Origin of the sequence: Spirosoma endophyticum, assembly GCF_900112365.1 — a bacterium.
Lineage (GTDB): Bacteria > Bacteroidota > Bacteroidia > Cytophagales > Spirosomataceae > Spirosoma > Spirosoma endophyticum.
The window spans coordinates 270,618-295,918 of record NZ_FOLQ01000001.1 but is presented as its reverse complement, the minus strand read 5'-3'; the positions used below and the strand labels follow the sequence as shown (position 1 = coordinate 295,918).

At 48.7% G+C, this 25,301-nt stretch carries 24 protein-coding genes; 13 read left to right on the top strand and 11 right to left on the bottom strand.

The window, feature by feature from the left end; translation table 11 throughout:
* Positions 1-85: 85 nt before the first annotated feature.
* Positions 86-715 carry a gluconate 2-dehydrogenase subunit 3 family protein gene (locus BM202_RS01175; RefSeq protein ID WP_093822638.1) on the top strand — a complete coding sequence of 210 codons (630 nt, stop codon included), beginning with the start codon at positions 86-88 and terminating at the stop codon, positions 713-715.
* 318 nt (positions 716-1,033) lie between these two features.
* Positions 1,034-1,834, top strand: a complete 801-nt coding sequence (locus tag BM202_RS01165; RefSeq protein ID WP_093822636.1) for an LOG family protein — start codon at positions 1,034-1,036, stop codon at positions 1,832-1,834.
* An 85-nt stretch (positions 1,835-1,919) separates the two neighbouring features.
* On the opposite strand, the gene BM202_RS01160 is transcribed toward BM202_RS01165, so the two are convergent.
* Together BM202_RS01160 and dnaB are read right to left on the bottom strand one after the other, a co-directional pair.
* Entirely contained in the window at positions 1,920-2,495 is a 576-nt protein-coding gene (locus BM202_RS01160) for a DUF2911 domain-containing protein (RefSeq protein ID WP_093822635.1), read from the bottom strand.
* 112 nt (positions 2,496-2,607) lie between these two features.
* Positions 2,608-4,194: a replicative DNA helicase gene (dnaB, locus tag BM202_RS01155; protein ID WP_093822634.1), complete on the bottom strand. Its 1,587-nt coding sequence runs from the start codon at positions 4,192-4,194 to the stop codon at positions 2,608-2,610.
* 360 nt (positions 4,195-4,554) lie between these two features.
* Here dnaB and BM202_RS01150 point away from each other — a divergent pair, with 360 nt between their 5' ends.
* The 5 genes from BM202_RS01150 (at position 4,555) to BM202_RS01130 (ending at position 9,781) form a co-directional block, all read left to right on the top strand.
* Complete coding sequence (locus BM202_RS01150) at positions 4,555-5,520, top strand: PhoH family protein (RefSeq protein ID WP_093822633.1); 966 nt, start codon at positions 4,555-4,557, stop codon at positions 5,518-5,520.
* A complete protein-coding gene (locus BM202_RS01145; RefSeq protein ID WP_093822632.1) occupies positions 5,501-6,856 on the top strand; it encodes a M43 family zinc metalloprotease in 1,356 nt (451 codons plus the stop codon). The genes BM202_RS01150 and BM202_RS01145 overlap by 20 nt, the downstream gene beginning before the upstream one ends.
* Before the next feature lie 99 nt (positions 6,857-6,955).
* On the top strand, positions 6,956-7,408 hold the full coding sequence (locus BM202_RS01140) for a GNAT family N-acetyltransferase (protein WP_093822631.1): 453 nt from the start codon (positions 6,956-6,958) through the stop codon (positions 7,406-7,408).
* Positions 7,405-9,525: a ComEC/Rec2 family competence protein gene (locus BM202_RS01135; protein ID WP_093822630.1), complete on the top strand. Its 2,121-nt coding sequence runs from the start codon at positions 7,405-7,407 to the stop codon at positions 9,523-9,525. Before BM202_RS01140 ends, BM202_RS01135 begins: the two co-directional genes overlap by 4 nt.
* Before the next feature lie 55 nt (positions 9,526-9,580).
* The gene (locus BM202_RS01130) at positions 9,581-9,781 is read left to right on the top strand and encodes a Uma2 family endonuclease (RefSeq protein WP_245776473.1); all 201 of its coding nucleotides are present in this window, start codon (positions 9,581-9,583) and stop codon (positions 9,779-9,781) included.
* Positions 9,782-9,802: 21 nt separating this feature from the next.
* Here BM202_RS01130 and BM202_RS01125 read toward each other — a convergent pair whose 3' ends face one another.
* Together BM202_RS01125 and BM202_RS01120 are read right to left on the bottom strand one after the other, a co-directional pair.
* Positions 9,803-11,248 carry a tetratricopeptide repeat protein gene (locus BM202_RS01125; protein WP_093822628.1) on the bottom strand — a complete coding sequence of 482 codons (1,446 nt, stop codon included), beginning with the start codon at positions 11,246-11,248 and terminating at the stop codon, positions 9,803-9,805.
* A gap of 161 nt (positions 11,249-11,409) precedes the next feature.
* Complete coding sequence (locus BM202_RS01120; protein ID WP_093823563.1) at positions 11,410-11,991, bottom strand: hypothetical protein; 582 nt, start codon at positions 11,989-11,991, stop codon at positions 11,410-11,412.
* 139 nt (positions 11,992-12,130) lie between these two features.
* Between BM202_RS01120 and BM202_RS01115 the strand changes: the two genes are divergently transcribed.
* Both BM202_RS01115 and BM202_RS01110 read left to right on the top strand, forming a co-directional pair.
* The gene (locus tag BM202_RS01115; protein WP_093822627.1) at positions 12,131-12,781 is read left to right on the top strand and encodes a TetR family transcriptional regulator C-terminal domain-containing protein; all 651 of its coding nucleotides are present in this window, start codon (positions 12,131-12,133) and stop codon (positions 12,779-12,781) included.
* Between the two features lie 70 nt (positions 12,782-12,851).
* Positions 12,852-14,177 carry an ABC1 kinase family protein gene (locus BM202_RS01110; protein WP_093822626.1) on the top strand — a complete coding sequence of 442 codons (1,326 nt, stop codon included), beginning with the start codon at positions 12,852-12,854 and terminating at the stop codon, positions 14,175-14,177.
* A gap of 104 nt (positions 14,178-14,281) precedes the next feature.
* Here the strand turns inward: BM202_RS01110 and BM202_RS01105 are convergent, their stop codons facing one another.
* The 3 genes from BM202_RS01105 to BM202_RS01095 form a co-directional block, all read right to left on the bottom strand.
* On the bottom strand, positions 14,282-15,301 hold the full coding sequence (locus BM202_RS01105; RefSeq protein WP_093822625.1) for an aldo/keto reductase: 1,020 nt from the start codon (positions 15,299-15,301) through the stop codon (positions 14,282-14,284).
* 85 nt (positions 15,302-15,386) lie between these two features.
* Positions 15,387-16,301 (bottom strand): pirin family protein, encoded by a 915-nt coding sequence (locus BM202_RS01100; protein WP_093822624.1) that lies wholly within the window; start codon positions 16,299-16,301, stop codon positions 15,387-15,389.
* Positions 16,302-16,369: 68 nt separating this feature from the next.
* Entirely contained in the window at positions 16,370-17,392 is a 1,023-nt protein-coding gene (locus BM202_RS01095; RefSeq protein WP_093822623.1) for a Gfo/Idh/MocA family protein, read from the bottom strand.
* Positions 17,393-17,509: 117 nt separating this feature from the next.
* Between BM202_RS01095 and BM202_RS01090 the strand changes: the two genes are divergently transcribed.
* The 4 genes from BM202_RS01090 to BM202_RS01075 all read left to right on the top strand — a co-directional run bounded on the left by BM202_RS01090 (position 17,510) and on the right by BM202_RS01075 (position 20,550).
* Positions 17,510-18,037 (top strand): deoxycytidylate deaminase, encoded by a 528-nt coding sequence (locus BM202_RS01090; RefSeq protein ID WP_093823562.1) that lies wholly within the window; start codon positions 17,510-17,512, stop codon positions 18,035-18,037.
* Positions 18,034-18,639: an acyl carrier protein phosphodiesterase gene (locus tag BM202_RS01085; protein WP_093822622.1), complete on the top strand. Its 606-nt coding sequence runs from the start codon at positions 18,034-18,036 to the stop codon at positions 18,637-18,639. Before BM202_RS01090 ends, BM202_RS01085 begins: the two co-directional genes overlap by 4 nt.
* Before the next feature lie 12 nt (positions 18,640-18,651).
* Positions 18,652-20,010, top strand: coding sequence for a hypothetical protein (locus BM202_RS01080; protein ID WP_245776472.1), 1,359 nt, complete (start codon positions 18,652-18,654; stop codon positions 20,008-20,010).
* 90 nt (positions 20,011-20,100) lie between these two features.
* Positions 20,101-20,550 carry a hypothetical protein gene (locus BM202_RS01075; RefSeq protein ID WP_093822621.1) on the top strand — a complete coding sequence of 150 codons (450 nt, stop codon included), beginning with the start codon at positions 20,101-20,103 and terminating at the stop codon, positions 20,548-20,550.
* Positions 20,551-20,601: 51 nt separating this feature from the next.
* Here BM202_RS01075 and BM202_RS01070 read toward each other — a convergent pair whose 3' ends face one another.
* The 4 genes from BM202_RS01070 to BM202_RS01055 all read right to left on the bottom strand — a co-directional run bounded on the left by BM202_RS01070 (position 20,602) and on the right by BM202_RS01055 (position 25,154).
* Positions 20,602-21,978 (bottom strand): APC family permease, encoded by a 1,377-nt coding sequence (locus BM202_RS01070; RefSeq protein ID WP_093822620.1) that lies wholly within the window; start codon positions 21,976-21,978, stop codon positions 20,602-20,604.
* A gap of 69 nt (positions 21,979-22,047) precedes the next feature.
* Positions 22,048-23,085 carry a heme-dependent oxidative N-demethylase family protein gene (locus BM202_RS01065; RefSeq protein WP_245776471.1) on the bottom strand — a complete coding sequence of 346 codons (1,038 nt, stop codon included), beginning with the start codon at positions 23,083-23,085 and terminating at the stop codon, positions 22,048-22,050.
* Entirely contained in the window at positions 23,033-24,100 is a 1,068-nt protein-coding gene (locus BM202_RS01060; RefSeq protein ID WP_093822619.1) for a mandelate racemase/muconate lactonizing enzyme family protein, read from the bottom strand. The genes BM202_RS01065 and BM202_RS01060 overlap by 53 nt, the downstream gene beginning before the upstream one ends.
* On the bottom strand, positions 24,090-25,154 hold the full coding sequence (locus BM202_RS01055) for an N-acetyltransferase DgcN family protein (protein ID WP_093822618.1): 1,065 nt from the start codon (positions 25,152-25,154) through the stop codon (positions 24,090-24,092). The genes BM202_RS01060 and BM202_RS01055 overlap by 11 nt, the downstream gene beginning before the upstream one ends.
* Positions 25,155-25,301: the final 147 nt, after the last annotated feature.

The following is a 25,301-nucleotide window of genomic DNA, read 5'->3' as shown; positions in this document are numbered from 1 at the left end:
TTTCCCTTTACAACAGTCCGTCGTTAAAGTAACCATGCGCCAGCCTACCGTAAACCGAAGACCATAAACCGTAAACCTAAAACTTATGAAACGAAGAGATACCCTTAAAGCCCTATCGTTCAGTTCATTCGGATTAGCCGTTGGGCCAGTTGAGGAAGCCGTTCCAGAACCAAAGCCCAAAGTCGTCCCGCCCAAACTCTTGGCCGGACGCCAGAAATTTGAGGCTGAGCGCGACACCAAATTGCATGGCGAGAAATTCTTTACACCCGCTGAGTTGCAAACGGTCACGATCCTGAGCGATATCATTATTCCGGCTGATGCCAAATCGGGCAGTGCGTCGCAGGCGGGCGTACCGGCCTTCATTGACTTTATGATGGTCGATCAACCAGCCAATCAGACCCCTATGCGCGGAGGACTTCGCTGGCTCAATACCAAGTGTGTCAATCGTTACGGTGCCCCCTTTGCAAAATGTACGAAAGCACAGCAGATCGACATGGTTGAGCAGATCGCTTATCCCGGGAAAGCTACTCCCGATATGACGCAGGGCGTAGCGTTTTTTACCCGGATGCGCAATTTCGTTTTAGGTGGATTTTACACCAGCAAAATGGGAATTGACGATCTGGGCTACGTGGGTAATGTCCCGAACAACTGGGAAGGTGTACCCGCCGATGTGTTGAAACAGTATAACTTAAGTTACGACGAGGAGAAAAAATAGCGCTCAATTTCTAACCGGATAAGAAGACAAATAGCCTAAAAGGCGCCGATTAACAATAATTTAATCGGCGCCTTTTAGGCTATTTGTATCTTGATGAACCTCCCGTTAATTCGGCCAAACACAGTGTATTTGTAAGGTAAAGAGAATAGGCTGGTGATGAAAGGGAGGTAAAGAAACATTTTCAGGGAATAATTCGTTATTCGATTCCCCCTAAGGAAAATCCCGGTTGGCATGGCTGGCAACTCATTTTTGATTAGGATGGACGTTTTATTCGAATAAGTGAGTACGTTAGCACCCACAGCCTTTTTAATTACATACATGGACGAAACAAAAGAAAATGTTCATCGCTCTGAAACGCAGAGCACCGAACGGATTGCCCACGATTTACCAAAGCGTGATGAATTACTGCTGACACCCGACGAACAACGTATTAAAGAAGCTTTTCAGGATCATGACTGGAATGAAATAAAAACGGCCGATTCGTGGGTCATTTTTAAGGTCATGGCTGAGTTTGTTGAAGGCTTTGATAAATTAGCTAAAATAGGTCCCTGTGTCTCGATTTTTGGATCGGCCCGCACCAAGCCCGACAATCCATACTATAAAATGACCGAAGAGATTGCCGCCAAATTAGTACGGCATGGCTACGGCGTCATTACGGGTGGTGGCCCGGGTATTATGGAAGCCGGGAACAAGGGGGCTTTTGAACAGGGTGGTAAATCGGTGGGATTAAATATTCAATTACCATTCGAACAGCATAGCAATATTTACATTGACCCCGACAAGAATATCAACTTCGACTTCTTTTTCGTCCGAAAAGTGATGTTCGTTAAATATGCCCAGGGTTTTGTGGTGATGCCCGGCGGTATGGGAACGCTCGATGAACTATTCGAAGCGATGACCCTGATTCAGACGCGCAAAATTGCCCGATTTCCCATTGTGCTCGTCGGCAGATCCTACTGGAGCGGCCTGATTGACTGGATTACAAACGTAATGTTGGGCCAGGAACATAATATCAATGCCGAAGATATGAAACTCATCAGTATTGTTGATACGCCAACGGAAGCGGTCAAAGTCATCGATGAGTTTTATAACAAGTACCTCTTGAAACCGAATTTTTAAACGTAACGCCACTAAAAATCCGCTGATTAGAAATAAGCTGTTTTCTAATCAGCGGATTTTTAGTGGCGTGTATTACCTAACAGAATCAAAACGTAACGGGAACCTCAACGAGGGCTTTATCCCAGGCAATCATCATAACTGAATCCTTTACATTATAGTTAGCTTTTTTGAACTGAATGCTAAGATTTTCAACGGATTCTTCTGCTTTTTTGACAGGCACTGTTACGCGTAAAACATCCAGTTTCTCATTGTAGCTATACGCGCCCCATTGATCTAAATCGGTGTTGAAAATGAGTGTCCATTCGTTTTCATTCGGAATGGCATAAAAAGAATATACGCCTGCTTTGATCTTCTTCCCCTGGACGGTGGCATCGGTAAAAAATTTAACTTCCGTGGCTTCGTTAGCCCCTACCCGCCACACTTTACCATAGGGAATCAGCTTCCCGAATGTCTCTCGATCTTTCTTGGCCGGACGGCTATACGTTACCCGGGCAAAGACCTTATCGCCAACTTTAGCGGGGGCGAACTTTCGGTCGTGAGCAAAATCATCAGGATAATAAGCCATGTCCATTGGACTCTTGTCAATATCCCTTAATTTTTGAGCATTAGTAGCCAGTGTGAAGCAAACAAGTAATGTAGTGAGTAGTGCAGAAATTTTCATAGCAAGATTTTATGTCGAATTTGAATCCGGCACAAGGTACTTACAAATTATGACTGATCGATGGCGAATAGCCTATTCAGAGGCCAGCCGCGTCATTTCGTTGTCTGCAAAATTAAAACGGCGTTTCCTGACTGGGGTCTGCATTGCCGAAGTTCGACATATTGTTAGCCTTGCTCTTGAAAACGCTACCCGCCGATGGGGGCGCATCAAAATTGCTTAGACCATTCACATCGGGAGCAAAACCCTGTGTCGCTACGGGTTCGAAATAGGAATCCAAATCGCAGAATTTCGTGAACTTATTGATAAATCGAAGCTGAATGGTATCGAGCGAGCCACTCCGGTTTTTAGCAATGATCACCTCACCAATACCAGCCGTTGAGTTGCCATTTTCGTCGGCTGTAATGTTATAATACTCCGGCCGGTACAGAAAACATACCATGTCAGCATCCTGCTCAATAGATCCCGATTCACGAAGGTCGGAAAGTTGCGGTTTCTTGTCGCCACCCCGTGTTTCAACGGCCCGGCTCAACTGCGAAAGCGCAATAACCGGTACGTTCAATTCCTTGGCCAGATTCTTCAGGGCACGCGAAATAGACGCAATTTCCTGTTCACGGTTGCCCGCTTTACCCCCCGATGTATCACCGGACATCAACTGGAGATAGTCAATAACGACCATCTGAATGTCATGCTGGGCTTTCAGACGGCGGCATTTAGCCCGCAATTCCAGGATGGAAAGGGCGGGGGTGTCATCAATGAAAATTGGTGCTTCGGTCAGCCGTTGAATTTTGTGGTGCAACTGCGTCCATTCGTGCGGAGCCAGTGTACCTTTCCTGATTTTCTCGGAATCAATTTCGGCTTCCGCCGAGATAAGCCGGTTGACCAGCTGCACCGACGACATTTCGAGCGAGAAAATCGCCACCGGTTTCCCATGGTCGACGGCCGCGTTACGTAGCGCACTCACGACAAACGCCGTTTTCCCCATTGCTGGCCTGGCCGCCAGAATAATTAATTCGGTAGGCTGCCATCCCGACGTAACACGGTCGAGGTTAGTGAATCCGGATGGTACACCTGTTAAGCCCTCCTGATTTTTCTTAGTTTCGAGTTCGTTGAGGGCCATCCTGACGATGGTACTCATGTCGGCGTAGTTCTTCTTGATATTCGATTCCGAAATCTTGAAGAGCGACTGTTCCGTCCGGTCCAGGAGTTCGAAAACGTCGGTGGTATCCTCGTAGGCGTCGCGCAGAATCGTGGACGACATCGCGATCAACGCCCGCTTGAGTGCCTGCTCCGACACAATCCGGGAGTGATACTCGATGTTGGCCGCCGAGTTGACACGAAACGTAAGTTCCGCCACAAAACCACCTCCACCTACCAGTTCGATCTCACCCGTTTTGCGGAGCTGGTTCGTTACCGTCAGGAGATCAATGGGGTCGGAGTTGCCGAATAACGTCAGAATGGCGTTGTAAATCCGCTGATGTGCTTCTTTATAAAACGTCTCTGGCTTCAGGATATCGACAACGGAAGAAAGGGCGTCTTTTTCGATCATTAACGCACCCAGCACGGCTTCTTCGAGGTCAAGCGCCTGAGGAGGCAATTTACCAAGGCCGGTATCGAGCCAATGATTTCCGGCTTGCTGACGACCTCCGGCAAAGCCAGACGGTTTACGAAGGTGTTGGTTGGGGCGTGCGTTATTCTCCATGTCTTAGTGCAAGTTTACGCATTCTCCCCGGCATAAGGCAAATTCGGGCTGGTCGACGTATAGCCATGTTACCGACCCCATCGTCCGTAACATTCTGGTAATGTTGACGCTATCACGCCGAAAAAAAAATCGATTTTTTAAGCAACGGTAGAGGGAGCAGATTGCGTACATGGTATAGAGCCTTACCAGATCACTGTAGGTCAGCAAGATAAGTATATATCACTAAAAAATACCTGTTTTTGGTCAAATATTACCAAGCGATAAGAATATGGGAAAAACGAATAAATTTTCAGTGAATGACGTTGTAGAAGCAAAGAAATCGCTTACTTTTCGGAATCACACTTTAACTTTATTTAGCGTTTGGTCGAAAAAGTCATTACCCTAGACAATGTATCGCTCATCGATTTTCTGGGCGTAGAGAACCACAACATCAAGGAAGTGGCAGCTGCGTTTCCCATGAGCAAAATCATCTCGCGTGGCAACGAGATACGTATTAAAGGTACAACGCCTGAAATTAGCCGTATCAGCGATATTCTGGACTCGCTGCTGGAACATTACCAGAAATATGGTAAGGTCACCCACGAAAATGTTCAGAATTACATTAGTCACAGCGGTCAGCCGGTGAATGGCAACGGAGCAACGCCACCCGTACTACCCGACGATGATGAAGTACTGGTTTATGGTACGCGGGGCGTGGTGGTGCGGGCCAAAACCGATAATCAGAAACGATTGGTCGAAGCGGCCGAAAAATATGATCTGGTATTTGCTGTTGGCCCGGCTGGAACGGGCAAAACCTATACCGCCGTTGCTATTGCCGTTCGGGCCCTGAAAAACAAAGAAGTCAAAAAAATCATTATTACGCGTCCGGCCGTTGAAGCGGGTGAAAATCTGGGGTTTTTGCCGGGTGATCTGAAGGAAAAAATTGATCCGTATCTGCGTCCTATTTACGATGCACTCGATGATATGATTCCGGCAGAAAAACTTAAGTTCTACCAGGAGAATCGAATCATTGAGATTGCTCCGTTGGCCTATATGCGTGGTCGGACACTGAACAATGCGTTTATTCTGCTCGACGAGGCACAAAACACGACGTCGATGCAAATGAAAATGTTCCTGACGCGGATGGGCCCAACGTCAAAGGCAATTATTACGGGTGATAAATCGCAGATTGACCTGCCAAATAAACAAAAATCTGGCCTGGTTGAGTCTGTTGAGATTTTGAAAAACATCAAGGGTATCGCGTTTGTTGAACTCGATGGCCGCGATGTGGTTCGTCATCGGCTTGTTCGTGAAATTATTACCGCATATGATAAAGCAGGTCAATAACCTGATGCAGCGTAAACGAACCGACTGGCGTTGGCTGGTCGGTTCGTTTGTTTTTTTAGTAAGTTCAACGGCCTGGGCACAAACCTCGGGGATAGTAGAACAGGCGCTTGATCGCTGCGGAGTCGGTGAGCACGAACGTATCCTGCAACAGCGCAACCCTAACCGGCTCAGGCAACTGAACGAATTGAATCAACGCGTTCAGCAGCTACAGACCGAAACCTCATCGCTGCGGCAAGCGGCCGACGGCACTACGTACCGAATTCCGGTGGTTGTACATGTCGTGCATAGTAACGCTACGAATACGGTTGGTGGAGCGGGAAATGTCAATATTTCTGACGCCCAGATCATCTCGCAAATTCAGGTGCTGAATGAAGATTATCGACGTAAACCGGGCACCAATGGGTACAATACCAGTGCCATTGGGGCGGATGCCAATATTGAGTTTTATCTGGCGACAACCGATCCGGATGGTCAGCCCAGTACGGGGATTACCCGCCATTATTATCCACAGAAAACATCGTTTGACGTTTTCAACGACGACGTACTGCTATCTCAAATTGCCTATTGGCCCAGTGATCGGTATTTGAACATCTGGGTGACCCGAGTGAGCACCTACCTTGGCTACACGCAGTTTCCAACCATGGCCGATACGTTGAAAGGCTTACCACTGGCTGCGGATTCAAATGAGTTTACTGATGGTTCTATTATTGACTATCGGTATTTTGGGAAACAAACAGGCACCGTAACGAGTGCTACGTATGCGCTGGGGCGAACAGCTACGCATGAAATCGGGCATTGGTTAGGCCTTTTCCACCCAAATGGTGATGTAGACTGTGGCGATGACCACGTAACGGATACACCTCCTACCGATGACCTCAATCAGACGACCCGGTGCAATGATCTATTCTCAAATTGTTCAGGTCAGCGTACCCGTGAGCTGATTGAAAATTACCTGATGTATTCGCCCGATGCCTGCATGAATATGTTCACGGTTGGCCAGGTAGCCCGCATGCGGGCGGTGTTGCAGGTGAGTCCCCGCCGGGCAAAAATGATCAAATTAGCCTCGGCGGCCCTGGGTGAAACCGAAACCCTTACGATCAACGTCTACCCAAATCCGACGACCTATGCCGCATCCATCGACGTACAGTTAAAAGGCTCTCAATCGTTTAGCGTCGATTTGTTTGATGCGACCGGGCGTCAGTTACGTAGCTCTTCGTTCACTAATTCCCCAAGTACCAGCGTTCCCGTATCGGTTACTGGTTTGACCGCGGGCATTTACATTGTTCGCGTGAAAACTGCTGGCGAAGTAGTCAGTAAACGTTTGCTGGTACAATAAATTAGTTGTATGTTCGGTTAAATTCGCCAGGGCTGGTCAATAATCCGATCAGTTAAAACTCCACCGACTATTGGTGGGGTTGGCTTTAAAACATACTGTATGATTAGTGTTTTACCTATTTCCAATCCTATCGATCTCGAATCTGCTTTTGCCATTCGCCGGGAGGTGTTTGTAGACGAACAACATGTTTCTGCCGAAGAAGAATATGATGAATTTGAGGATATAAGCACGCATTTTCTGGCACGGGCCGATGGAACACCATGTGGCACTGCACGCTGGAGACGCACATCTAACGGTGTTAAGTTAGAGCGCTTCGCGGTTTTAAAAACCTTTCGGGGAATGGGCGTTGGCAAGGCCTTAGTTAAAGCTGTACTTGATGATGTATTTAGCCAGCAGCCAGAACCCATTGAACGTATCTACCTGCACGCTCAGGTGAGCGCTATACCTCTGTATGCTAGTTTTGGCTTCGTATCCATCGGCCCCATGTTTGAAGAGGCTGGTATCCAGCATTACAAAATGGTATTGCCTGGGTCGGCCTACGCTAAAGGATGAAGGGCCATCCATTTGTTCGCTACGCGGCTGGTTTAGTCGCCGGTATATTCCTTTACGTTCAATTCCCAGACTTAGTAAGTGTGCCGCTGACGGCATTGTTCATCGGTATTTGCCTCATTAGTTGGGGATTCATACGTAGTGTTGGTCAACCGGTTAAACCGATTCAACTAACGTCCGGAATTGGTGGGTTATTGATTTTGCTGGCATTCGGCTGGGCAATAACGTATCAACACACGGCTCGTAATCGACCCAACCATATTGGTCGTCCAGGAGATATGTTACAGGCCTACGAGGGTGTCGTATCGGCTCAACCGGAAGAACGCGCCAAAACGTATCGTGTCGAGTTAGAAATTCGCCGGGGAAAACGGAAGAATCACCAAAAAGAAGAGCATTGGCAAGCGCTCACTGGTCGGGTGATTGTGTATTTGGATAAGGCGGGCGTGCCAATGCCCCGGTATGGCGAAGTCTGGCTTGTATCTGGTCCACCCCGTCCCATTGACCCACCGCTGAACCCCGGTGAGTTTAACTACAAACGGTACCTTGGCTACCGAAATATCGAACATCAACAGTATTTGCGACCATTTCAGCGTCAGATTCTGGCTGTCGATCCACCCAATCGAATTACTAACCTGGCTGCGGTTGTTAATCGCTGGGCGGATAGCGTTTTTACGTATCAGGTTGGTAGCCGTGCTGAATATGGCCTGGTGAATGCCATGATTCTGGGCGTTCGTGATGACTTAGATACGGAGTTATATCGAGCGTACTCGGCCGCTGGTGCCGTGCATATCCTGTCGGTATCTGGCTTGCACGTCGGTATTTTGTTCACGGTTTTAACCTTACTGCTCAGCTTTCTCATCAGGCGGCCTCATGGTAAGCTCCTGATGGCGGGTATACAGTTGCTGATTTTATGGTTCTACGCGCTTGTAACGGGTTTTTCACCGCCGGTGCTACGTTCTGCGGCTATGTTTACGATGCTGATAATAGCCAATGCATCGGGACGGCAGCAGCAATTGGCTAATACGTTGGGCGCATCGGCTTTTTTCATATTGTGCTTCGATCCGTACGCCCTTTTTTCGGCAGGTTTTCAATTGTCGTATCTGGCGGTAGCCGGCATTGGAGCGTGGCAGTCGTCACTTTACCAGTCTGTTACATTTCGTAATAAATGGGTAAATCGACTGTGGGAACTGACGGCCGTAGCACTGGTAGCTCAACTTATAACGTTTCCGCTTGGGGTATTCTATTTCCACCAGTTTCCAACGTATTTCCTGCTGGCCAATCCGATTGTTATTGTAATGTCGGAGTTGTTATTGCCCTTGGCAATGGCCGCGCTGGCATTTAGTTGGGTTCCATATATCAACGATTTACTCGGGTGGCTGCTGCAAAAAACGGCCTGGCTGCTGAACTATGCTGTAACCCAAACGAGTCAGTTGCCCGGTGCTGCCTGGGATGGCCTGTGGCTTTCGTCGACGGCAATGGTGTTGATCTATGTCGTCATTCTGTGTGGCGTTGCGCTGTTGTTAACTCGCTATCGGGTATACCTCTGGGCTACCTGCCTGGCTGCACTGACGCTGGCAGGACTGACACTATGGGATGATTATGCACAGGCGCACCAACGTCGACTTGCCGTACATTTTCTTCCTCACCGAACGGCTGTCAGTTTAACGGATGGGCATCGAAGTACACTCCTGACCGACCTTGACAGTACAGATACGCGTTCGTACGATTTCTACCTCAAAAATACATTTGGGCAATGGGGCGTCTCAACCCTGACTCGGGAGAGTGCTGGATCGACCGATTCGTTAAAAAGTATCCCGGCTTATCACCAAACGCGCGACTATGCCCTATGGGTTTGGCAGGGCAAAACCTTATTGTTGGTTAACAAACTGACCGGACGTAGTCACTGGAAACTTCCTGCCGTAGTAGACTACCTCATCATTCGCAGAAACGCCCTCAACTCATGGAATCAGCTGGATGGACGCGTAGTGGCCCGACACATCATCTTTGACGATTCGAACAAGACACCCCTGACCGACAAGCTATTAATTGAGGCTAAACAACTCGGTATTGCCTGCTATTCCGTTCGGCAGATGGGCGCCTATGTGGCTGAACTGGAGTGATTTTGGTTAGCTTTATGCACTAAAATACTACGTCAATAACACTCAGACGGACTCATTGAACAGCGCGAAAGAGAAAATGCAGGAGTATGTTGCCAATGGCGTGTTGCTGGGTTGGCTTATCAATCCTAAACAGGAAGACGTATTGATTTACCGTGCCGACGGAACCATCAGCAAACATACCAATTTCGATCAGCTGATTTCAGGCGAGGACATACTCCCCAGATTTGAATTTAATCTTCGATTATTGATGCGTTAAAAATAGCACATTTCCCAAAAATTAGCGCGTATACAAAGCACCCTTGGCAATGGTTGATTCGTATTCGTAGTTGATGGTTTCCAGAAACTTACCGGTTACCCAGCCAATATCCGCATTTCGGACGAACACAAATCGTTTGGGGCCAGCCGCCGTTGAATACGCCTTCATGATTGCTTCCAGCCACAAAGCGCCTGCAATTAGCTGTTTCTCGTTTAGTTGTGCCTGTATCGTCGCTATATCCTGTTGTGCCTGATTACGTATGGATGGGTCTGCTATAGCGTTCAGATTAACTTTGGTAAGTTCTTTGTAATCGGTTAAGGCCAGCCGTTTGAAACGCTCAATGTCGTCCAGCGTGATGGGAACAGCCGTAACGCCAGCCTGTTCTGGATGCAGATAGGCGATAAGTGCCCAGGCAATATCTCCACCCACACCTACCGTTTTGCGTTGTTGCAAACCTCGACTACCAGCGTTCAATTGAGGGGCAATTTGCGTATCCGAAAGGGTTTTTATAACCCGTTGCGCTTCTTTTCTGTAGGCATCCATGCCTAGTGAGCCCTTACTATCAATTTGATTGACGAGTGAGATAGTACCGAATGGAATATTTATCGGGTGAAATGTTTTGTCGTGCATGTTTACACCCTGGTCGAAATAGCCGCCTACAGTGCTGTTGCTGCCAAGGTCTAACGCCGACGTAGTTGGCCAAACTTTTCGGGGTATAGCCCCTACAGTGAACAATTCGGCTTCACGAGGAGCGGTCAGGCTGGTATCGATTTTAAGGTTGCTGTTGGGCAACACACGGGATAGCTGATCGTACAGTTTTTTTCGGCGTTCCGGGGTTCGTGCCAGTTCTTCCCGAACCTCGTTACTCAATACAATGAAAACGCGCTCGTTAGGAATGTTATAGCGTTGAATGGAATCCAGGCAAATTCGCAGAGCATCCTGACCGCCCCGATACGATCCCGAAGCATCAGCAAACAACGTAACGGCAGGATTGGCAATATCGACGGTGGACTTGATGTCTTTCTCGTAGAAATCGGTTTCGTACTTCGTTTTAAGGATAGCCAGTTTGATGGTTGATGAACCAATCTGGATACCCGCGTATAAATTTTTGCTGGAAAGATTTCGGACGATTTCATTGACGCCCCAGGCACTGGCTACGTATTTTAGCTTCAGGTATTGGGTACGAGCCCGTTCGAGATACTGAAGCGCCGTCGTGCTATCTTTCAAATCTTTATACGAAAGACCCAGCAGTTCATTGGTAATCGCTTCCCAATAGAGATTAGTCGATTTGACGGCGGGTAAGGCCCGCTTGAGCAAGTTTATCGACTCATCCGACTTATCTACCTCCCGAAGTGTATTGGCAAGTTTGATGTAACGAATCGCCTGAGACAGGCTTTGTGCGTCCTGAGCGACGCCAGTAGTTATTCCAACAGTAAGAAAGAAGAGGGCTAGACATAAGCGTTTCATAAGCAAGGCGTATTGGTTGGTAAGTGCTGTTGTTTTCGTGTTGCTGGCAACTAATGCCAGATGTACGTAGTAAATCGAAAATTAGACTTACTCACCCCATGAAAATTAGCGTACGTCCAAACAATACGTTGCTTTGGCCCGGAAAAGACTACAGAGTTGATCTAATTTGACCCGACCTTATTACTGCTTAATGAATCTTTCTTCGGCATATTTAGCGAGTCTTTTTTCGGCGCTGGTGGCCGGAAACCACCGACTGCCTTTTGCATCTCATCTTTCTTCGATTGATACGTTCTCCATTGTTCGGGTGTCAGAATGGTTTTGAGCCTGTCCTCCTTTTCTTCGTTGAGCATCAGCATCATATCCTGAATCTGCTTACGCGTATCGGGTCCTGGTTTTCCGCTGGGTCCGACGATGTCTTTGATGGCGTCCTGCTGCTGACTGGCGTACTCATTATTGAGGTTTTTAACGGCTTTCGCCTGATCTTTATCCAGATCCAGGTTTTCTTTCAGCCATTTAGTTTCCTTATTGGCTATATCGCCCGCAATGTTCGGGATCGAAGGACGGGATGGAGTGGTGTTCGGAATACCACCTCCCATTCTATTGCCTCCCATTCCCCCCATGCGACCGCCGTATCCGCCCCCATAGCCCCCGCCATATCCGCCATACTGACCGAAACTCTGAACGCTTATGGAAAGACCTGCAATCAGGCTTAGGTAATACAACCACACATTTGTTTTTTTCATGATGGCTTCAACCAATTAGTTTAGAGCTTGTTTCGTGCAACTGAGTATAAATAGCAGGACAAAAATAAGGGAAGTTATTGGGCTTTCAGATGCGTAGAAGCCTTAAACTTTTTCCCTAAACCTACCGTTCTCTTTGTGTATGGAAATGCTAGAAAAAATCCGCAAGGCGTACACCGAGTACGTATTAGAAAACGGGAAACAACCCACCTCAGTCTTTCAGTTTGCCAAAAAACTGAAAATCGCCGAAGCTGACTTTTATACTCAGTACACATCCTTCGACGCAATTGAAGCCGATATCTGGCTCACGTTTTTTACCGATGCCAAAACCACGGTAGACGCCGACGAAACATACCAGGGATATTCCGTACGGGAGAAATTACTGGCGTTTTATTATACCTGGATTGAATTGCTCAAATCTCAACGCAGCTTTGTCGTCTACAGCTATGGACGCATGGGGCATGGGGCGCGGGGCATGGGGCGCATGAAACCACAAACGCCTGTTTTAACTTTATTCAAGGAAGCGTTTTTCGATTACGCCCGTGACTTGCTGGCCGAAGGCCGGGAAAGCAAGGAAGTTGAACCACGTCCGTTTGTGACGGACCGCTACCCGAATGCGCTTTGGTCACAGACACTTTACCTGCTTGATTTCTGGGTACGTGACGTAAGTAAGAACTTCGAAAAAACCGACTCAGCCATTGAAAAATCAGTCAATACCGCGTTTGATCTCATTGGCCGATCGCCTTTAGATACGTTGTTCGACTTCGCCAAATTTATGTATCAAAATAAATAGCAGAGAGCACGGGGTGCGGAGCAGGGGAGTTGTTCCCACGCTCCCTGCTCCCTGCCCCATGCTTCTTCCTATGAAAATCCAGACATCCGTTCCAACGAGTAAAGTTGCGCGTGCCAGCCAGTTCATGAAGGCTGGGGTTAAGGTTGGTGGTAATTACATTAAGCATTACAGTAAAAAACTGATGGACCCCAGCTTGTCGAAAGACGAACTGCACAAAGACAATGCGGCTGATATTTATGATGCGTTGAGCGAACTCAAAGGCTCGGCCCTGAAAATGGCGCAGATGCTGAGTATGGACCGGGGTCTTTTGCCCGTCGCTTACTCCGATAAGTTTACGATGGCGCAGTATTCAGCTCCACCGTTATCGGGGCCGCTGGTGGTTAAAACGTTTAAAACATACTTCGGTAAATCGCCATCGCAACTGTTCGATAAGTTTGACATCGATGCCGTTAATGCTGCCAGCATTGGGCAGGTGCACGTAGCCTGGAAAGATGGTAAAAAACTGGCCGTCAAGGTGCAGTATCCTGGTGTGGCCGATGCCGTTACGTCGGATTTGAGGATTGCTAAACCATTGGCCGTACGGCTGCTCAACCTTAACGAACGGGATATTGACCGGTACATGGGCGAAGTGGAATCGAAGTTGCTGGAAGAGACCGACTACGATCTCGAACTCAAGCGGTCGATTGAAATATCGGAAGCCTGCGCCCATATTCCGGGGTTGGTATTCCCAAAATATTACTCTGAACTGTCATCCAAACGCATCCTGACAATGGATTGGCTCGACGGGCTACATCTGAAGGAATTCATGCGAATGAATCCGTCGCAGGCCGTTCGCGATCAGATCGGACAGGCGTTGTGGGATTTCTATGACTTCCAGATTCATACGCTACGTCAGGTACACGCCGATCCTCATCCAGGTAATTTCCTGATGCGGGCCAACGGCACAATGGGTGTGATTGATTTCGGTTGTGTGAAAGTCATTCCTGATTTTTATTACGATAATTACTTTCGGCTCGTCAACCCCGATACGCTCGAAGATGCTGAGTTGACGGAAGAAATTTTCAATAATCTGGAATTCCTGACACCTGATGATTCGCTAAAAGATCGACAGTTTTTCTCCGATCTTTTCAAGGAAATGACCTTGATGCTGGCTGAACCGTTTGCCGTTGACGAATTCGATTTTGGCGACGATCGGTACTTCAAAAAGGTCTATGCGTTTGCCGAAGGACTAGCCAACGTACAGGAATTGAAGAACTCGAAGGTAGCGCGGGGCTCGCAGGATGGTTTGTACGTCAATCGTACGTACTACGGTCTCTATGCCATGTTGAATGAGCTGAAAGCTAAGATTGTAACGACCAAGCCCGAATGGTTGAGGTCGAAAAAACTGGTTGCTTAAGCAAACCTGATACGTATAAGAAAAGGCCCAGATCAGTCTGTCCAACTGTGTCTGGGCCTTTTCTTATACGTAGTACTTCATCTATATTCCAGCTTCACATTCTATTAACTCCGATAGCCGCTTTGCTGCTTCACCATCCAGCCGGGATATTGCAGGGGCAGCGGACTTACTTCGTCGATTTTCTTCAGATCGTCCTCGGACAACGAAAAGGCCGTGGATTTGATATTGTCGTTCAACTGCTCTACAGACTTGGCGCCTATGATCGTGCTGGTGACACCGGGTTGCTGCCGTACCCAGGCCAGGGCTACCTGTGCCACGGAAGCCTCATACGACTTGCCAATTTCCGTCATGACATCTACCAGGTCGTAGGCTTTTTCTTTGTTGATGGGCGGAAAATCGAAGCTATCTCTGCGTGAACCCGCACTGGATTGTTCCCGGGTGAATTTGCCGGTCAGGAAGCCGCCCGCCAATGGGCTCCAGGGAAATATGGCCAGATTGTGGTCGGCTGCCATCGGCACCAGTTCGTGCTCAATATCCCGACTAACCGCCGAATAATAATATTGCAAGCCGATGAACTTATGCCAGCCGCTGTAGTGCGCAATCGCCTGAGCTTTCGCCACCATCCAGGCGGGCCAGTTACAGATAGCGACGTAACGCACTTTGCCCGTGTCGACGATGTCGTTCAGGGTATGAACAATTTCTTCCAGCGACGTTTTAGGGTCAACCCCGTGCACATACAAAATATCGATATAGTCCAGTTGCAGGCGTTTCAAACTCGCATCGACCGAGTTAAAAACGTGATAGCGGGATAGGCCCAGGCTGTTGGGGTAGTCGTCCATGCGGCCCAGTACTTTGGTAGCAATCACGACCTGATCCCTCGGTATGTTCAGGTCTTTCAGGGATTGCCCCAATAACTGTTCAGACTGGCCACGGGAATACACATTTGCCGTGTCGAAAAAATTGATACCGGCCTCTGTAGCCGCTTTTATGAGCTCATTTACCTCCTGCTGTTGCAGCTTTCCTATTTGCTCCCATATACCGGCGTTTTGACCACCGAAAGTCATCGCACCAAAACACAGCTCCGACACCATCAGGCCTGTGTTTCCAACATACTTATACGTCATGATTCGTTTTATTTTAGCGTGTAACAGTCAGCAGTTCTGACAAAAAATCCGGTTGCAAAGTTCTGCTGCCGCCAATTCACCTCACTTAAGAAAGCGGTTGGGGTGGTGGTGTTCCGGCGGGTCTTGAGTTCTCCTTGGGTAAGGGGACAAACTCCAGATTGTCGTTGGGAGGCAATGCGATACGGCCTGCCAGCCAGTCCGCTTTGGCCTGCTCGATACGTTCCCGTCGGGACGAAACGAAGTTCCACCAGATATATCGCTCACCCAGCGCTTCCCCGCCAAGCAGCATGAGTGTCGTGGTTTCGATAGCTGTCATGACAGGGTCAATACCGGGCGTGAAGACGAGCAACTGACCGGCTCCATAGCGATTTCCATTTACTTCCACTGTTCCTTTCGCTACATAGGTGCCCCGTTCCGGATAACCCAGGGGCAGGCCGAATCGGGTGCCCGGTTGTAAGACGACATGGGCATAAAACAACGGAGAATGTGTTTTAACATCATTACGTAATCCAAAGGCATTACCGGCAATGAGTCGCATCCAAATGCCCTTGTCCGTAAAAATGGGAAGTTTATCAGGCTGGTAGTTGTCGAACGAGGGCGCATCTTCTTCGTCGGCTTCGGGCAGAGCTACCCAGGTCTGAATCATTTCCAGTGTGCCGCCTGCCAACATGGCTGGATCTTCAAACCGTTCAGAATGGGCAATACCGCTACCAGCCGTCATCCAGTTTACTTCACCGGGTCGGATAATCTGCTGTACGCCCAGGGTATCCCGGTGCGTGACTTGTCCATCGAATAAATAACTCACGGTCGAAAGACCAATGTGCGGATGGGGCAGTACGTCCATACTCGAAATCTGATTGGGCACGAGCGACACCGGACCACCATGATCCATAAAAATAAACGGCCCGAGCATTCGTCGGAGCCGGTAGGGCAGAATACGCCGGACATTAAATCCATTGCCTAATGAAGCGGGTCGGGCATCAATGACTATATCTAGCATGAAGGGATGTGTTTTATTGAAATTTTTTCGACAGGATTGTTTGTCAGTAATGTAATCCTGTCGAAAAATTAGCTTTCTGCCGATGCATAAATTCGCTCCACGATTGCCTGTAAAGTTGCTCCCTGTTTAGCGGTGCAAACGGTCGACGGTTTTCCCTGGCAGGCATCTAGGAAAGCTTTTGTATTTTTTAACTGCATATCAACTTCTTCCAGATAAGGAAACTGAATATCAGCCAGTTCGCCCGCTATTTCGGTGTACATCGTGAACGGAAATAGCTTGACGCCCCCTTTACTCCCGAAGATTTCCAGGTTACGATCTTTGTCAGTTTGTGTGTTCAGCGCAAACGACGCCGATAGCATAATAGACACTTTGCTGGGAAACGAAAGGTAGGCCATCGCAGCGTCCTCCACTTCAAAAGTTTTCGGATTCCAGTTACCCATCAAGCCTTTACCGCCGGTTTTTCCGATAAAATCATACGTATTACCCAGCACCTGATCGGGTGTGGGGTAGCCAAGTGCACACAAGGCAAGGTCGAGTACGTGAACGCCCAGATCCATGAGCGCACCACCGCCCTGCATGTCCTTATTGGTAAAATTCCCCCAACCCGGAATCCCCCGCCGACGCAGGAAATGAGCTTTTATATGATAGATATTGCCCAGCAGTCCATCTGCTTTGCAGCGCATCAGTAATTCCCATTCAGCCGACTGCCGCAACTGGAAATTATACGCTAAAATCAACCCTTTCTGAGCCGCCAGATCAGCCATTTCATGGGCATCCTGAGCGGTCAAAGCGGGCGGTTTTTCGCAGAATACATGGCAGTTATGTTCCAGTGCTTCAATTGTTTGCGGATAATGCAGGTGATTGGGCGTGCAGATCACCACCAGATCGAGCGCACATTGCTGATACATCTCACCCGTGTAAGAAAAAGCGTTGGGAATGCCATGTTTATCGGCCAGCGCCTGGGCTTTTGTCAGGTCGCGGCTACACACGGCAACAACCTCGACCTGATCACCTAGTTCTTTGAGCGCGGGAATGTGGTTGTTATCGGCAATGTTCCCTCCGCCGATGATGGCTGCTTTGAGTATAGACATACCGTAAAGAAAGCGAAAAGTTAGTAACCTTTCATGCAGGCGAGATCTTATTTGGGGTGCATGGGTTTACTGGCAAAACATTCGGTCAATTGGCGCACCAACGCTTATCTTTACCAAATGTTACGTACTGCTGATTCGCCTGCTAAACCCCGCTTCGACGATATTTTTATGGAACTGGCTGTTAATCTGGCCAGACGGTCGCACTGCATTAAGGCGCAGGTCGGTGCTGTACTTACCCGAGACACCCGGATTATTTCCATTGGTTACAACGGTCCACCCGCCGGAACGCATAACTGCGATGTGGAATTTCCGGGTGTGGGCTGTCCGCGCGACTCAAAAGGTTCGTGTTCACTGGCTCTCCACGCCGAGCAAAACGCCATTCTCTACGCAGCAAAAAACGGCTCTGAAATAGAAGGATCAACCATCTACGTAACACTATCGCCCTGCATTGCCTGCGCCCGAATTATTTACAGTATGAAAATCGCCAGAGTGATTTTTCTACATTCCTATGCTGAATATAAGGGTATTGGCTCCGACGAAGGCGTTGATTTTCTGCGTCGATTTGGCGTGTCAGTAGAACGATACGTAGCGGGAGAGGGTGTTACCTTACTGGCTGAACCGCCCATTCCAGCCAAAAAGCCATGAACATTCTGGCGCATGGTTATCTCTCCGGTCGAAATACAGACTTACTCATCGGTAACTTTATCGGCGATTTCATTAAAGGCGATCCCGCTAATCCGCGTCATAATCTGACGCCCGGCGAAGTAGCGGGCGTTCGGCTTCACCGCGCCATCGATACGTTTACGGATGCTCACCCCGATGTAGCGGCCGTGCGTGATCTGTTGCATCCGCGCTGTCATAAATACGCAGGCCCAGCCGTGGACATATTTTTTGATCACTTTCTGGCTGTCAACTTTCAGGAGATTACGGGCGAACCGCTAATTGAATTCGTTTCGTACTTCTATCAGACGTTGCAGGCTAACGTTTCCCGATTGCCAATTGGTGCCACCCGAATGGTTGACTACATGATCCGGCAGGATTGGCTTACGAATTACCAGTTTATGGATGGGATTGACCGTTCCCTGAAGGGCGTTTCCCGCCGAACCGTGTATCCATCAGGTTTAGATACGGCTATTGAGGATTTGGAACTGTATTACGATGAGATCAGTAAACACTTTTCGTATTTTTGGCCAGCTTTAGTCGAACATTGTCATCAGACACGTATTGATTTGTTAACGCTGCTATAACTTTTTTCTCCTGTGCCCCAAGCGCCTACCCCAAATGAGTCTCTGCTTCCCGAGCAGGAAGAAAAACTACGTGAATTAACTACCCAGAGCTGGAATCTTGAACTGGTTATCTCGGGGGCTGCTTTATTTGCTGTCCTGCAATTGCCCGATTTACTCGATGCTGCATTTGATTACTTCCGCTATAATCTGTTGACCCAAACAGCGGGTATGCAAGGGCTATTTCCTTCGATGGCCTATAGCATGATGAAGGCAATCTGCTACGTCCTGTTCATCGCCTTCCTGACGAATTTCGTTATGCGTGGTTTTTGGGTTGGCCTGGTTGGTTTATTAGCTGTTTATCCGACGGGCATTCACTACGACCGGATACCGTTTTCCACCAAATATGCCCAGGACCGGATGGCGGCAAAATTAGGGTCACTGGATGCCTATATTATGCGGCTGGATCGACGATGCAATACGGTTTTCGCGGTAGCCTTTCTATTTGTTCTCATCTTAATTATCGTTGCCTTTTCCTACCTGTTGACCGTACTGGTTTACTCGTTTCTGCGACCGCTTATTCCTGCCCAATACTGGCAGGGTGTTAAACTAGTCGCTTATGTGCTGATGGTCATCTACCTACTGGCCAGTATTGTGCTGAGTTTGCCCAGTGTCAAAGCGCATCCGAGGGGTGTCAGCCTGCACTATCGATTTACCGAACTGAGTAAGCTATTTTTTTTGGGGCTCTACAGACCCTTTGCCTTTATTCTCAATACGTTCTACAGCCATCTGTCGTATCGGAAAATCCTCAGAACGATAGCCCTGATGACGGGCGTTTTCATGGTGTTGATTGTCGTCGAATTTTTCGCTGATTTTGCTCGCATAGATCGACGGGCAGGAAGCGTAAACCGACGCCATCTCTATTCGGCCAGGGTAGATAGCCTGTATATTAATTCAAGTGCTTATGATAATCAACGGGCTGATGGCCAATACATTGAGGTGGCATCCATTCAGGAGGATGTGATTCGTGATCCGTACATTCGGTTATTTATAGCGTATCCCAAAGCCCTGGATACACTTCTGACCAGGCTGGCCCCAGAGCCTGTGTGGAATGATTCACTGCCCATAGCCGAAAAACGCCGGCTGATTGCGATGTGGAGAAGTCGGCAGATCAACCGCTTGATATACATTCGAATAAATGATTCGTTGTATCGTAAACCGGACCTGTTGTTCACGATGCGCGATGCTCCTCAGCAACGCGGTTGGCAAACGATTTTATTACCGACTAATCTTAGAACGGGCAAGAACATGCTTCGGATTGGTATCCAGTCCGACGCTACTGCCAGGGGAGAGGAAATCGTTACTATTCCTTTCTGGTACATACCCGAGAAATAAAAAGATAAGCGTATCCGACTTAAGGATTAAAATTGCTTCTTGCCTATAAATAAGCAGCATCGCTCCGTGATGTAGAAAAAAAATCAAGTTATGAACCAGAAAAAAACAATCTCCTCATTCGTTATTGCAGTTATAGTATTCTGCGCCGTTTTCGCCCAGATAAGCTGGAAAAAAGCCGAACCCTGGAGTCCCGAGCAACTGCTCGAACCGGCCGATTTGGCTGCTACGATTTCCAGCGCAGACACGAAAAAGCCGCTCATCATCAGCATCGGGCCAGCCGCTACAATTAAGACATCGGTGGGCGTCGGGCCAGTTAATGAGGCTGAAAACATAGCGAAACTGGAAAAACTGCTGAGCAAAGAGCCGAAAGACCGGGCGATTGTGATTTACTGTGGATGCTGCCCGTTCAGTAAATGCCCCAATGTGCGCCCCGCATTCACCAAGCTCAACGAAATGGGCTTCACCAATCACAAACTGCTGAATATCCCCAAAAATCTGAAAACCGATTGGCTCGATAAAGGCTACCCGGCTATTGACTGACGTATGGAACGCAGACGGTTGGCCGCGGCCAACCGTCTGCGTTCTATTTTATTACTCGTTAAGTACCGGATTCTCTATGTTGGATTCTTCGGATCGTTTACGCCAGAACCAGTAAAAAGGCAGGCCCGTAGCAATCAGACCCAAACCAGTTATGGCCTCGCGCGGTTGATTGATGAGCGTCATACAGACCAGTAACGCACAGCATGCACAGAAAAAAGCAGGTACAATTGGATAGCCAAAAGTCCGATAAGGACGTAGCAAATCGGGTTGTTTATAACGTAGCAGAATAACGCCAAGGGCCGTAGCTCCGTAGAAAATAAAGGATGCAAAGACCAGCATGTCCGTGAGCTGGTCGAAACTTCCCGACCACACTAAAACGACTGACCAAACGCTTTGCAGCAAAATAGCGACCGATGGCGTTTTGTACCGTGGATGAATAATGGCGGCCGCTTTGAAGAACAGCCCGTCGCGAGCCATCGCGTAGAATACCCGGGCAGGCATCAGGATAGATGCATTGGTTGAATTGGAGGTCGTTACCAGAATCAATACCGAAATAAACGTAGCGCCAACCCAGCCAGCCGCCTGTCGGACTACTTCGACACCCGCAATTTTACCCGGCACGCTGGCCAGATCAGCCAGGGTACTGATCGGGAGGACATATACATAGACGACATTCAGCAACACATAAATGCCCACAACGATACTGGTTCCGACCCCAAGCGCAATGGGCAGATTACGCTGTGGATTTTTGACTTCCTCGCCAATATAGCCAATCTGATTCCAGCCTTCATACCCCCAAAACGCGCCAAGGGAAGCGGCAACCAGCGAACCCACTAGCGTGTGGGACGTAGCACCAGGTCTCGGAATTGCCTGAGTCAAATTCGTAAAGCTACCCGTTTCAGCCCGAAAACCGATAACGGCAATGACGGCTACGGCCGCGAATGTCAGGTAGATAAGCGCCCGGCTGAATCCCTCAGCAAACGTAACACCCCGATAATTGAGCAGACTTAACACCGTGATTAATAGCGTAGCCACGCATTTCACGGCAAACTCTACGGAATCATCTTGTAAACTTGTCAAAGAGATTAGCGATTGACCGAAAATGTGCGCGAGGGCGGCAATCGTAGCCGTTCGCATGACGGTGAAGGCGCCCCAGCCATACAGAAACGCAAACAATCGTCCGTAGACTTTTTTAAAATAGACGTACTCCCCGCCCGATTGGGGAAACATACCCGCCATCTCGGCATAGGTAAGTGCTCCGGCGAGACTAATCAGTCCGGCTACGATCCAGCAGGCTAGCACCAACAATGGGGAACCTAATTCAGCCGCCATTGGCGCTACTTTTTTGAAAACACCCGATCCCACAATACCGCTAACGACTAATAAAATAGCGGGACGTAATTCAATTGTGCGGGCGAGTTTATCCATATACTTTATTTGGCTGTTAAGGTTGAGTAGAAATCTATTCTTTCGTACGGCTGCAATAATACAAAATAATTACTTGCTATGGTGCCGGTCGCTAAGGTAACTAAGTAACGCGGGCATGAGGGCAGTCATACCTTTGTAAGCAAGCATAGCCGGGGGCGTTGTACTGAAAACCTGCGCCATACGTCTAGTGCGTTCAGGGTCGGCGGCTTCTTGCGCGAGCAGATTCTGATACGTATGAATACCGAACAAAATTGCTCCTGATTGGGGGAGACGGGTGATTGTCTGGCGTTCGATTCGGACGAAAAGCTCCTGCCCGATCGTCTCGGGAGTTAAATAGGGGAGACGATCAGCGAGACGTTGCTTAAGCGCGGGTGTGTGTCGGCTCGTCATGTCTAACTGATCACTCACTTTCACGCTCCAGTTCGTCCGCCAGAAAGATCGACCAGAGGGCAGGCGTTCCATGAATTTCCGGGCAGCCTGCATCATCGGCTCCACAATCGGAACAATCGGTGCGTGGATTTGCCAGAAGGGCAATCCTATTTTTTCATCCAGTGACCAGTCATTAGCGAAACAAAGCTGACCGGCCACCAACGTAGCGTCATCGCCTGAGAGGAGTACCAAATCTTCCTGCACCTGTCGGCCTACCCAATCGAGCGGGGCCTGCGGAAGTGAAGCCCCATCACCGAACGTAAATGTTATTTCTTCATGAAGCAGGTGATTGTGCCAGTGCCAGTTATCGCCTTCTACACGGAGCGAAAATTGCGCTGGCTGGAAACGGGAAAGATTGTGTAAAACAAGATTCACTACGTCCCATTGCGCAGATTCGTAGCTTGGTAAGGCCTGAAAATAGTAAGAAGGAAGCTCGGTCAGGAGCTGTCGTTTCAGGTCAATCTCAGGCAAATAGTGCTCATCAACTTCCACAAGTCGGTCGCTTTCTGACAGTGGAGCTGTGCCCATTTTGTCATTAAACTGCTGGCCGAAAGGGAAGTAGGGAAGCATTTTCGATGTATGATGTATGGAATGGCAGGAGCCGACGCTGGTTGTCAGGGCTTTATCATAGACGAACCAATCCCAGACCCGCGCCATCGGTGGGGCGCATGAAACCATCTTCGATAATGAAACCGCCCGCAACAATATCTTCGGCCAGGTCGAGACTACCATCGAGATCAATGTAGCGTGTGTTGGCACTGGCGAAGGCCGCATGCAACCCGGCGGCTATGCTCACCCGACTTTCGTCATTGCAACCCCAAAATAGTGAAATACCGGCAGGTTTGGCAATATTAGCGATCTCAAGAGCGGCCTTGATGCCTCCGCATTTCATCAGTTTGATGTTGTAAATACCAAACGGCTGCGGCTGTTGAGCAAGTTTCAAAGCGGCTTTCGGACCTTTCAGCGATTCATCGGCGGCCAGCAACTGCCGAATGTCCGCTGATAAACCCAGCAATTCCTGCTCCTGACCAACGGGCAATGGTTGCTCGATCAGTTCAACGTGGGCAGAGATTGTTTCTGCGTAAAAACGGTTCAAATCAGAAAGCGAATAGCCTTGATTGGCATCGACACGTATCGTCAGCTTATTTTGGTAGCTTTCCCGAAGTTTCAGAATGCGCTCGATGTCTTCCGCTACGTCCAGCCCCGTTTTAACTTTTAGTACGTGAAATCCCTGCTTAATATAGGCATCTGCTTCGATCAGTGTATCGGCTACGTTCATGATGCCGATAGTAATGGATGTTGGCAGCGATCGAATTTTCTGCCCGTAAAATTGCACAATTGGTACGCCCAAATATTGCCCGAAGGCATCATGCAGGGCAATGTCGAGTGCCGCCAACGTACCGGGCGCGTTGGGAAACTGTTGATTAGCCTCGTTAATAAGTTGCTGGAACAGTCGAATATCTTTCCCGACTAAGCCATCAACCCATTCACCTGTAAGGTTTTGCAACGTCTGCGCCGGGGATTCCCCCACCACTTCGAGGGAGGGGTTAGCCGCGCCAAGACCCACCATGCCATTGTCGAGTTCGATCGCCAGAAAGACATTCTCGACCGACGACGTTGTCTGGTAGGCAATGGTGTAGGGTTTCGTCAGAGCCAGATCCTGAATGAACGCCCGAATGGATTTAATGCGCATGAGTTTTGGAAAGTAGTGCCTGAAGAACCGGCAGAATTGGGTCTACACCCTCTTGTAACGGCAATAATACCGGAATGCCTAGTTGTTCGGCGTATTGTTTTTGATACGTAAAGGCTTCTTCGGTGCTGCAATCTTCGGTGTTGATTGCCAGCGCAATAACCTCCGAGTTATAGACTCGAATCAAGGCAATTTCTGATTCAACGGATGGAATCTTCCCCCAGGCGGGGTCGTGGTCGTAATACGTCCGTTTGGGTGCGTGAACCAGGACGACGTGACGCGCATTCCCCGACACCAAAAACTCCGATCCGCAGGGGCCGCTGGGATTTCGCAGGGCTGCCTGTCCTTCAATCAGCAACACATCCGCTCCTGTTTCGCGCCAGCACGACACCAGCGCATGTTCCAGCTCACCCGAGACGAAATCATTTAGCGTTGAGTCAAACACAAAACCATATTGAACGCCCTGTAGCCAACCCGTTTGTCCGGTATAAATCATTTGTGCATTCAGGCCATTACGTCCGCAGGCTTCCCGGATTAAGCGGGCGGTGGTTCGTTTGCCAAGGGCGCAATCGGTGCCCATCACCGCAATAATGGGGGCCGTTATTTGCTTTACCTCGCCCGTCCAGAAATGCAGTTCGGTTCTGGCTTTGGGTCGACGCACATCGATGAGCTTTCCGCCGAATTGCTCAGATAAAGCGACCAGTTCCGGTTTGTCATTCAGGAATTCGTGCAGTCCATTGACGATCGAAAGCCCGTGTTCGAGACATCGTTTAATGTCGGTCAGCATCGTTGGCGGCAACACGCCCCCGTTTGTGGCGATGGCGACAATGGCATAATCAACGTCATTAAGCCGGGTCAACGCTTCCTCGACGGAGGCAAAAACCGGAATGTCCCGAACGTGCCCATCCAATATATAGCCAGCGTCTTGTCCATCTGTCGGTACGTCAATGGCTCCGACAACCGTATAGCGCTCCGTACCGCGAATCAGACCGTGTGCAGTTTTGGCATTCGGCGTACTTAACAAGCCATCAGTAAGCAGAATAGCTCGATTATTCATTTGTTAATTGTTCTAAAAATTTCGATAAATCTATAGATTCGTTCTTATAATTGCTTAATTGATTGAATAAAATAGCGTTATAAATTAAATAGTGGAATAATATTCTATATACCTATTAATTTGCCATTTTGAAAAGAATATTATTCC

Bases quoted from the DNA above. Each gene is read 5' to 3' on its own strand.
- BM202_RS01060 (WP_093822619.1), bottom strand. From the start codon at position 24,100: ATGCGCATTAAATCCATTCGGGCGTTCATTCAGGATCTGGCTCTGACG.
- BM202_RS01120 (WP_093823563.1), bottom strand. From the start codon at position 11,991: ATGAAAAAAACAAATGTGTGGTTGTATTACCTAAGCCTGATTGCAGGT.
- BM202_RS01165 (WP_093822636.1), top strand. From the start codon at position 1,034: ATGGACGAAACAAAAGAAAATGTTCATCGCTCTGAAACGCAGAGCACC.
- BM202_RS01055 (WP_093822618.1), bottom strand. From the start codon at position 25,154: ATGAATAATCGAGCTATTCTGCTTACTGATGGCTTGTTAAGTACGCCG.
- BM202_RS01140 (WP_093822631.1), top strand. From the start codon at position 6,956: ATGATTAGTGTTTTACCTATTTCCAATCCTATCGATCTCGAATCTGCT.
- BM202_RS01070 (WP_093822620.1), bottom strand. From the start codon at position 21,978: ATGGATAAACTCGCCCGCACAATTGAATTACGTCCCGCTATTTTATTA.
- BM202_RS01095 (WP_093822623.1), bottom strand. From the start codon at position 17,392: ATGTCTATACTCAAAGCAGCCATCATCGGCGGAGGGAACATTGCCGAT.
- BM202_RS01100 (WP_093822624.1), bottom strand. From the start codon at position 16,301: ATGCTAGATATAGTCATTGATGCCCGACCCGCTTCATTAGGCAATGGA.
- dnaB (WP_093822634.1), bottom strand. From the start codon at position 4,194: ATGGAGAATAACGCACGCCCCAACCAACACCTTCGTAAACCGTCTGGC.
- BM202_RS01125 (WP_093822628.1), bottom strand. From the start codon at position 11,248: ATGAAACGCTTATGTCTAGCCCTCTTCTTTCTTACTGTTGGAATAACT.
- BM202_RS01110 (WP_093822626.1), top strand. From the start codon at position 12,852: ATGAAAATCCAGACATCCGTTCCAACGAGTAAAGTTGCGCGTGCCAGC.
- BM202_RS01105 (WP_093822625.1), bottom strand. From the start codon at position 15,301: ATGACGTATAAGTATGTTGGAAACACAGGCCTGATGGTGTCGGAGCTG.
- BM202_RS01175 (WP_093822638.1), top strand. From the start codon at position 86: ATGAAACGAAGAGATACCCTTAAAGCCCTATCGTTCAGTTCATTCGGA.
- BM202_RS01090 (WP_093823562.1), top strand. From the start codon at position 17,510: ATGTTACGTACTGCTGATTCGCCTGCTAAACCCCGCTTCGACGATATT.
- BM202_RS01065 (WP_245776471.1), bottom strand. From the start codon at position 23,085: ATGGTTTCATGCGCCCCACCGATGGCGCGGGTCTGGGATTGGTTCGTC.
- BM202_RS01160 (WP_093822635.1), bottom strand. From the start codon at position 2,495: ATGAAAATTTCTGCACTACTCACTACATTACTTGTTTGCTTCACACTG.
- BM202_RS01115 (WP_093822627.1), top strand. From the start codon at position 12,131: ATGGAAATGCTAGAAAAAATCCGCAAGGCGTACACCGAGTACGTATTA.
- BM202_RS01085 (WP_093822622.1), top strand. From the start codon at position 18,034: ATGAACATTCTGGCGCATGGTTATCTCTCCGGTCGAAATACAGACTTA.
- BM202_RS01075 (WP_093822621.1), top strand. From the start codon at position 20,101: ATGAACCAGAAAAAAACAATCTCCTCATTCGTTATTGCAGTTATAGTA.
- BM202_RS01145 (WP_093822632.1), top strand. From the start codon at position 5,501: ATGATAAAGCAGGTCAATAACCTGATGCAGCGTAAACGAACCGACTGG.
- BM202_RS01135 (WP_093822630.1), top strand. From the start codon at position 7,405: ATGAAGGGCCATCCATTTGTTCGCTACGCGGCTGGTTTAGTCGCCGGT.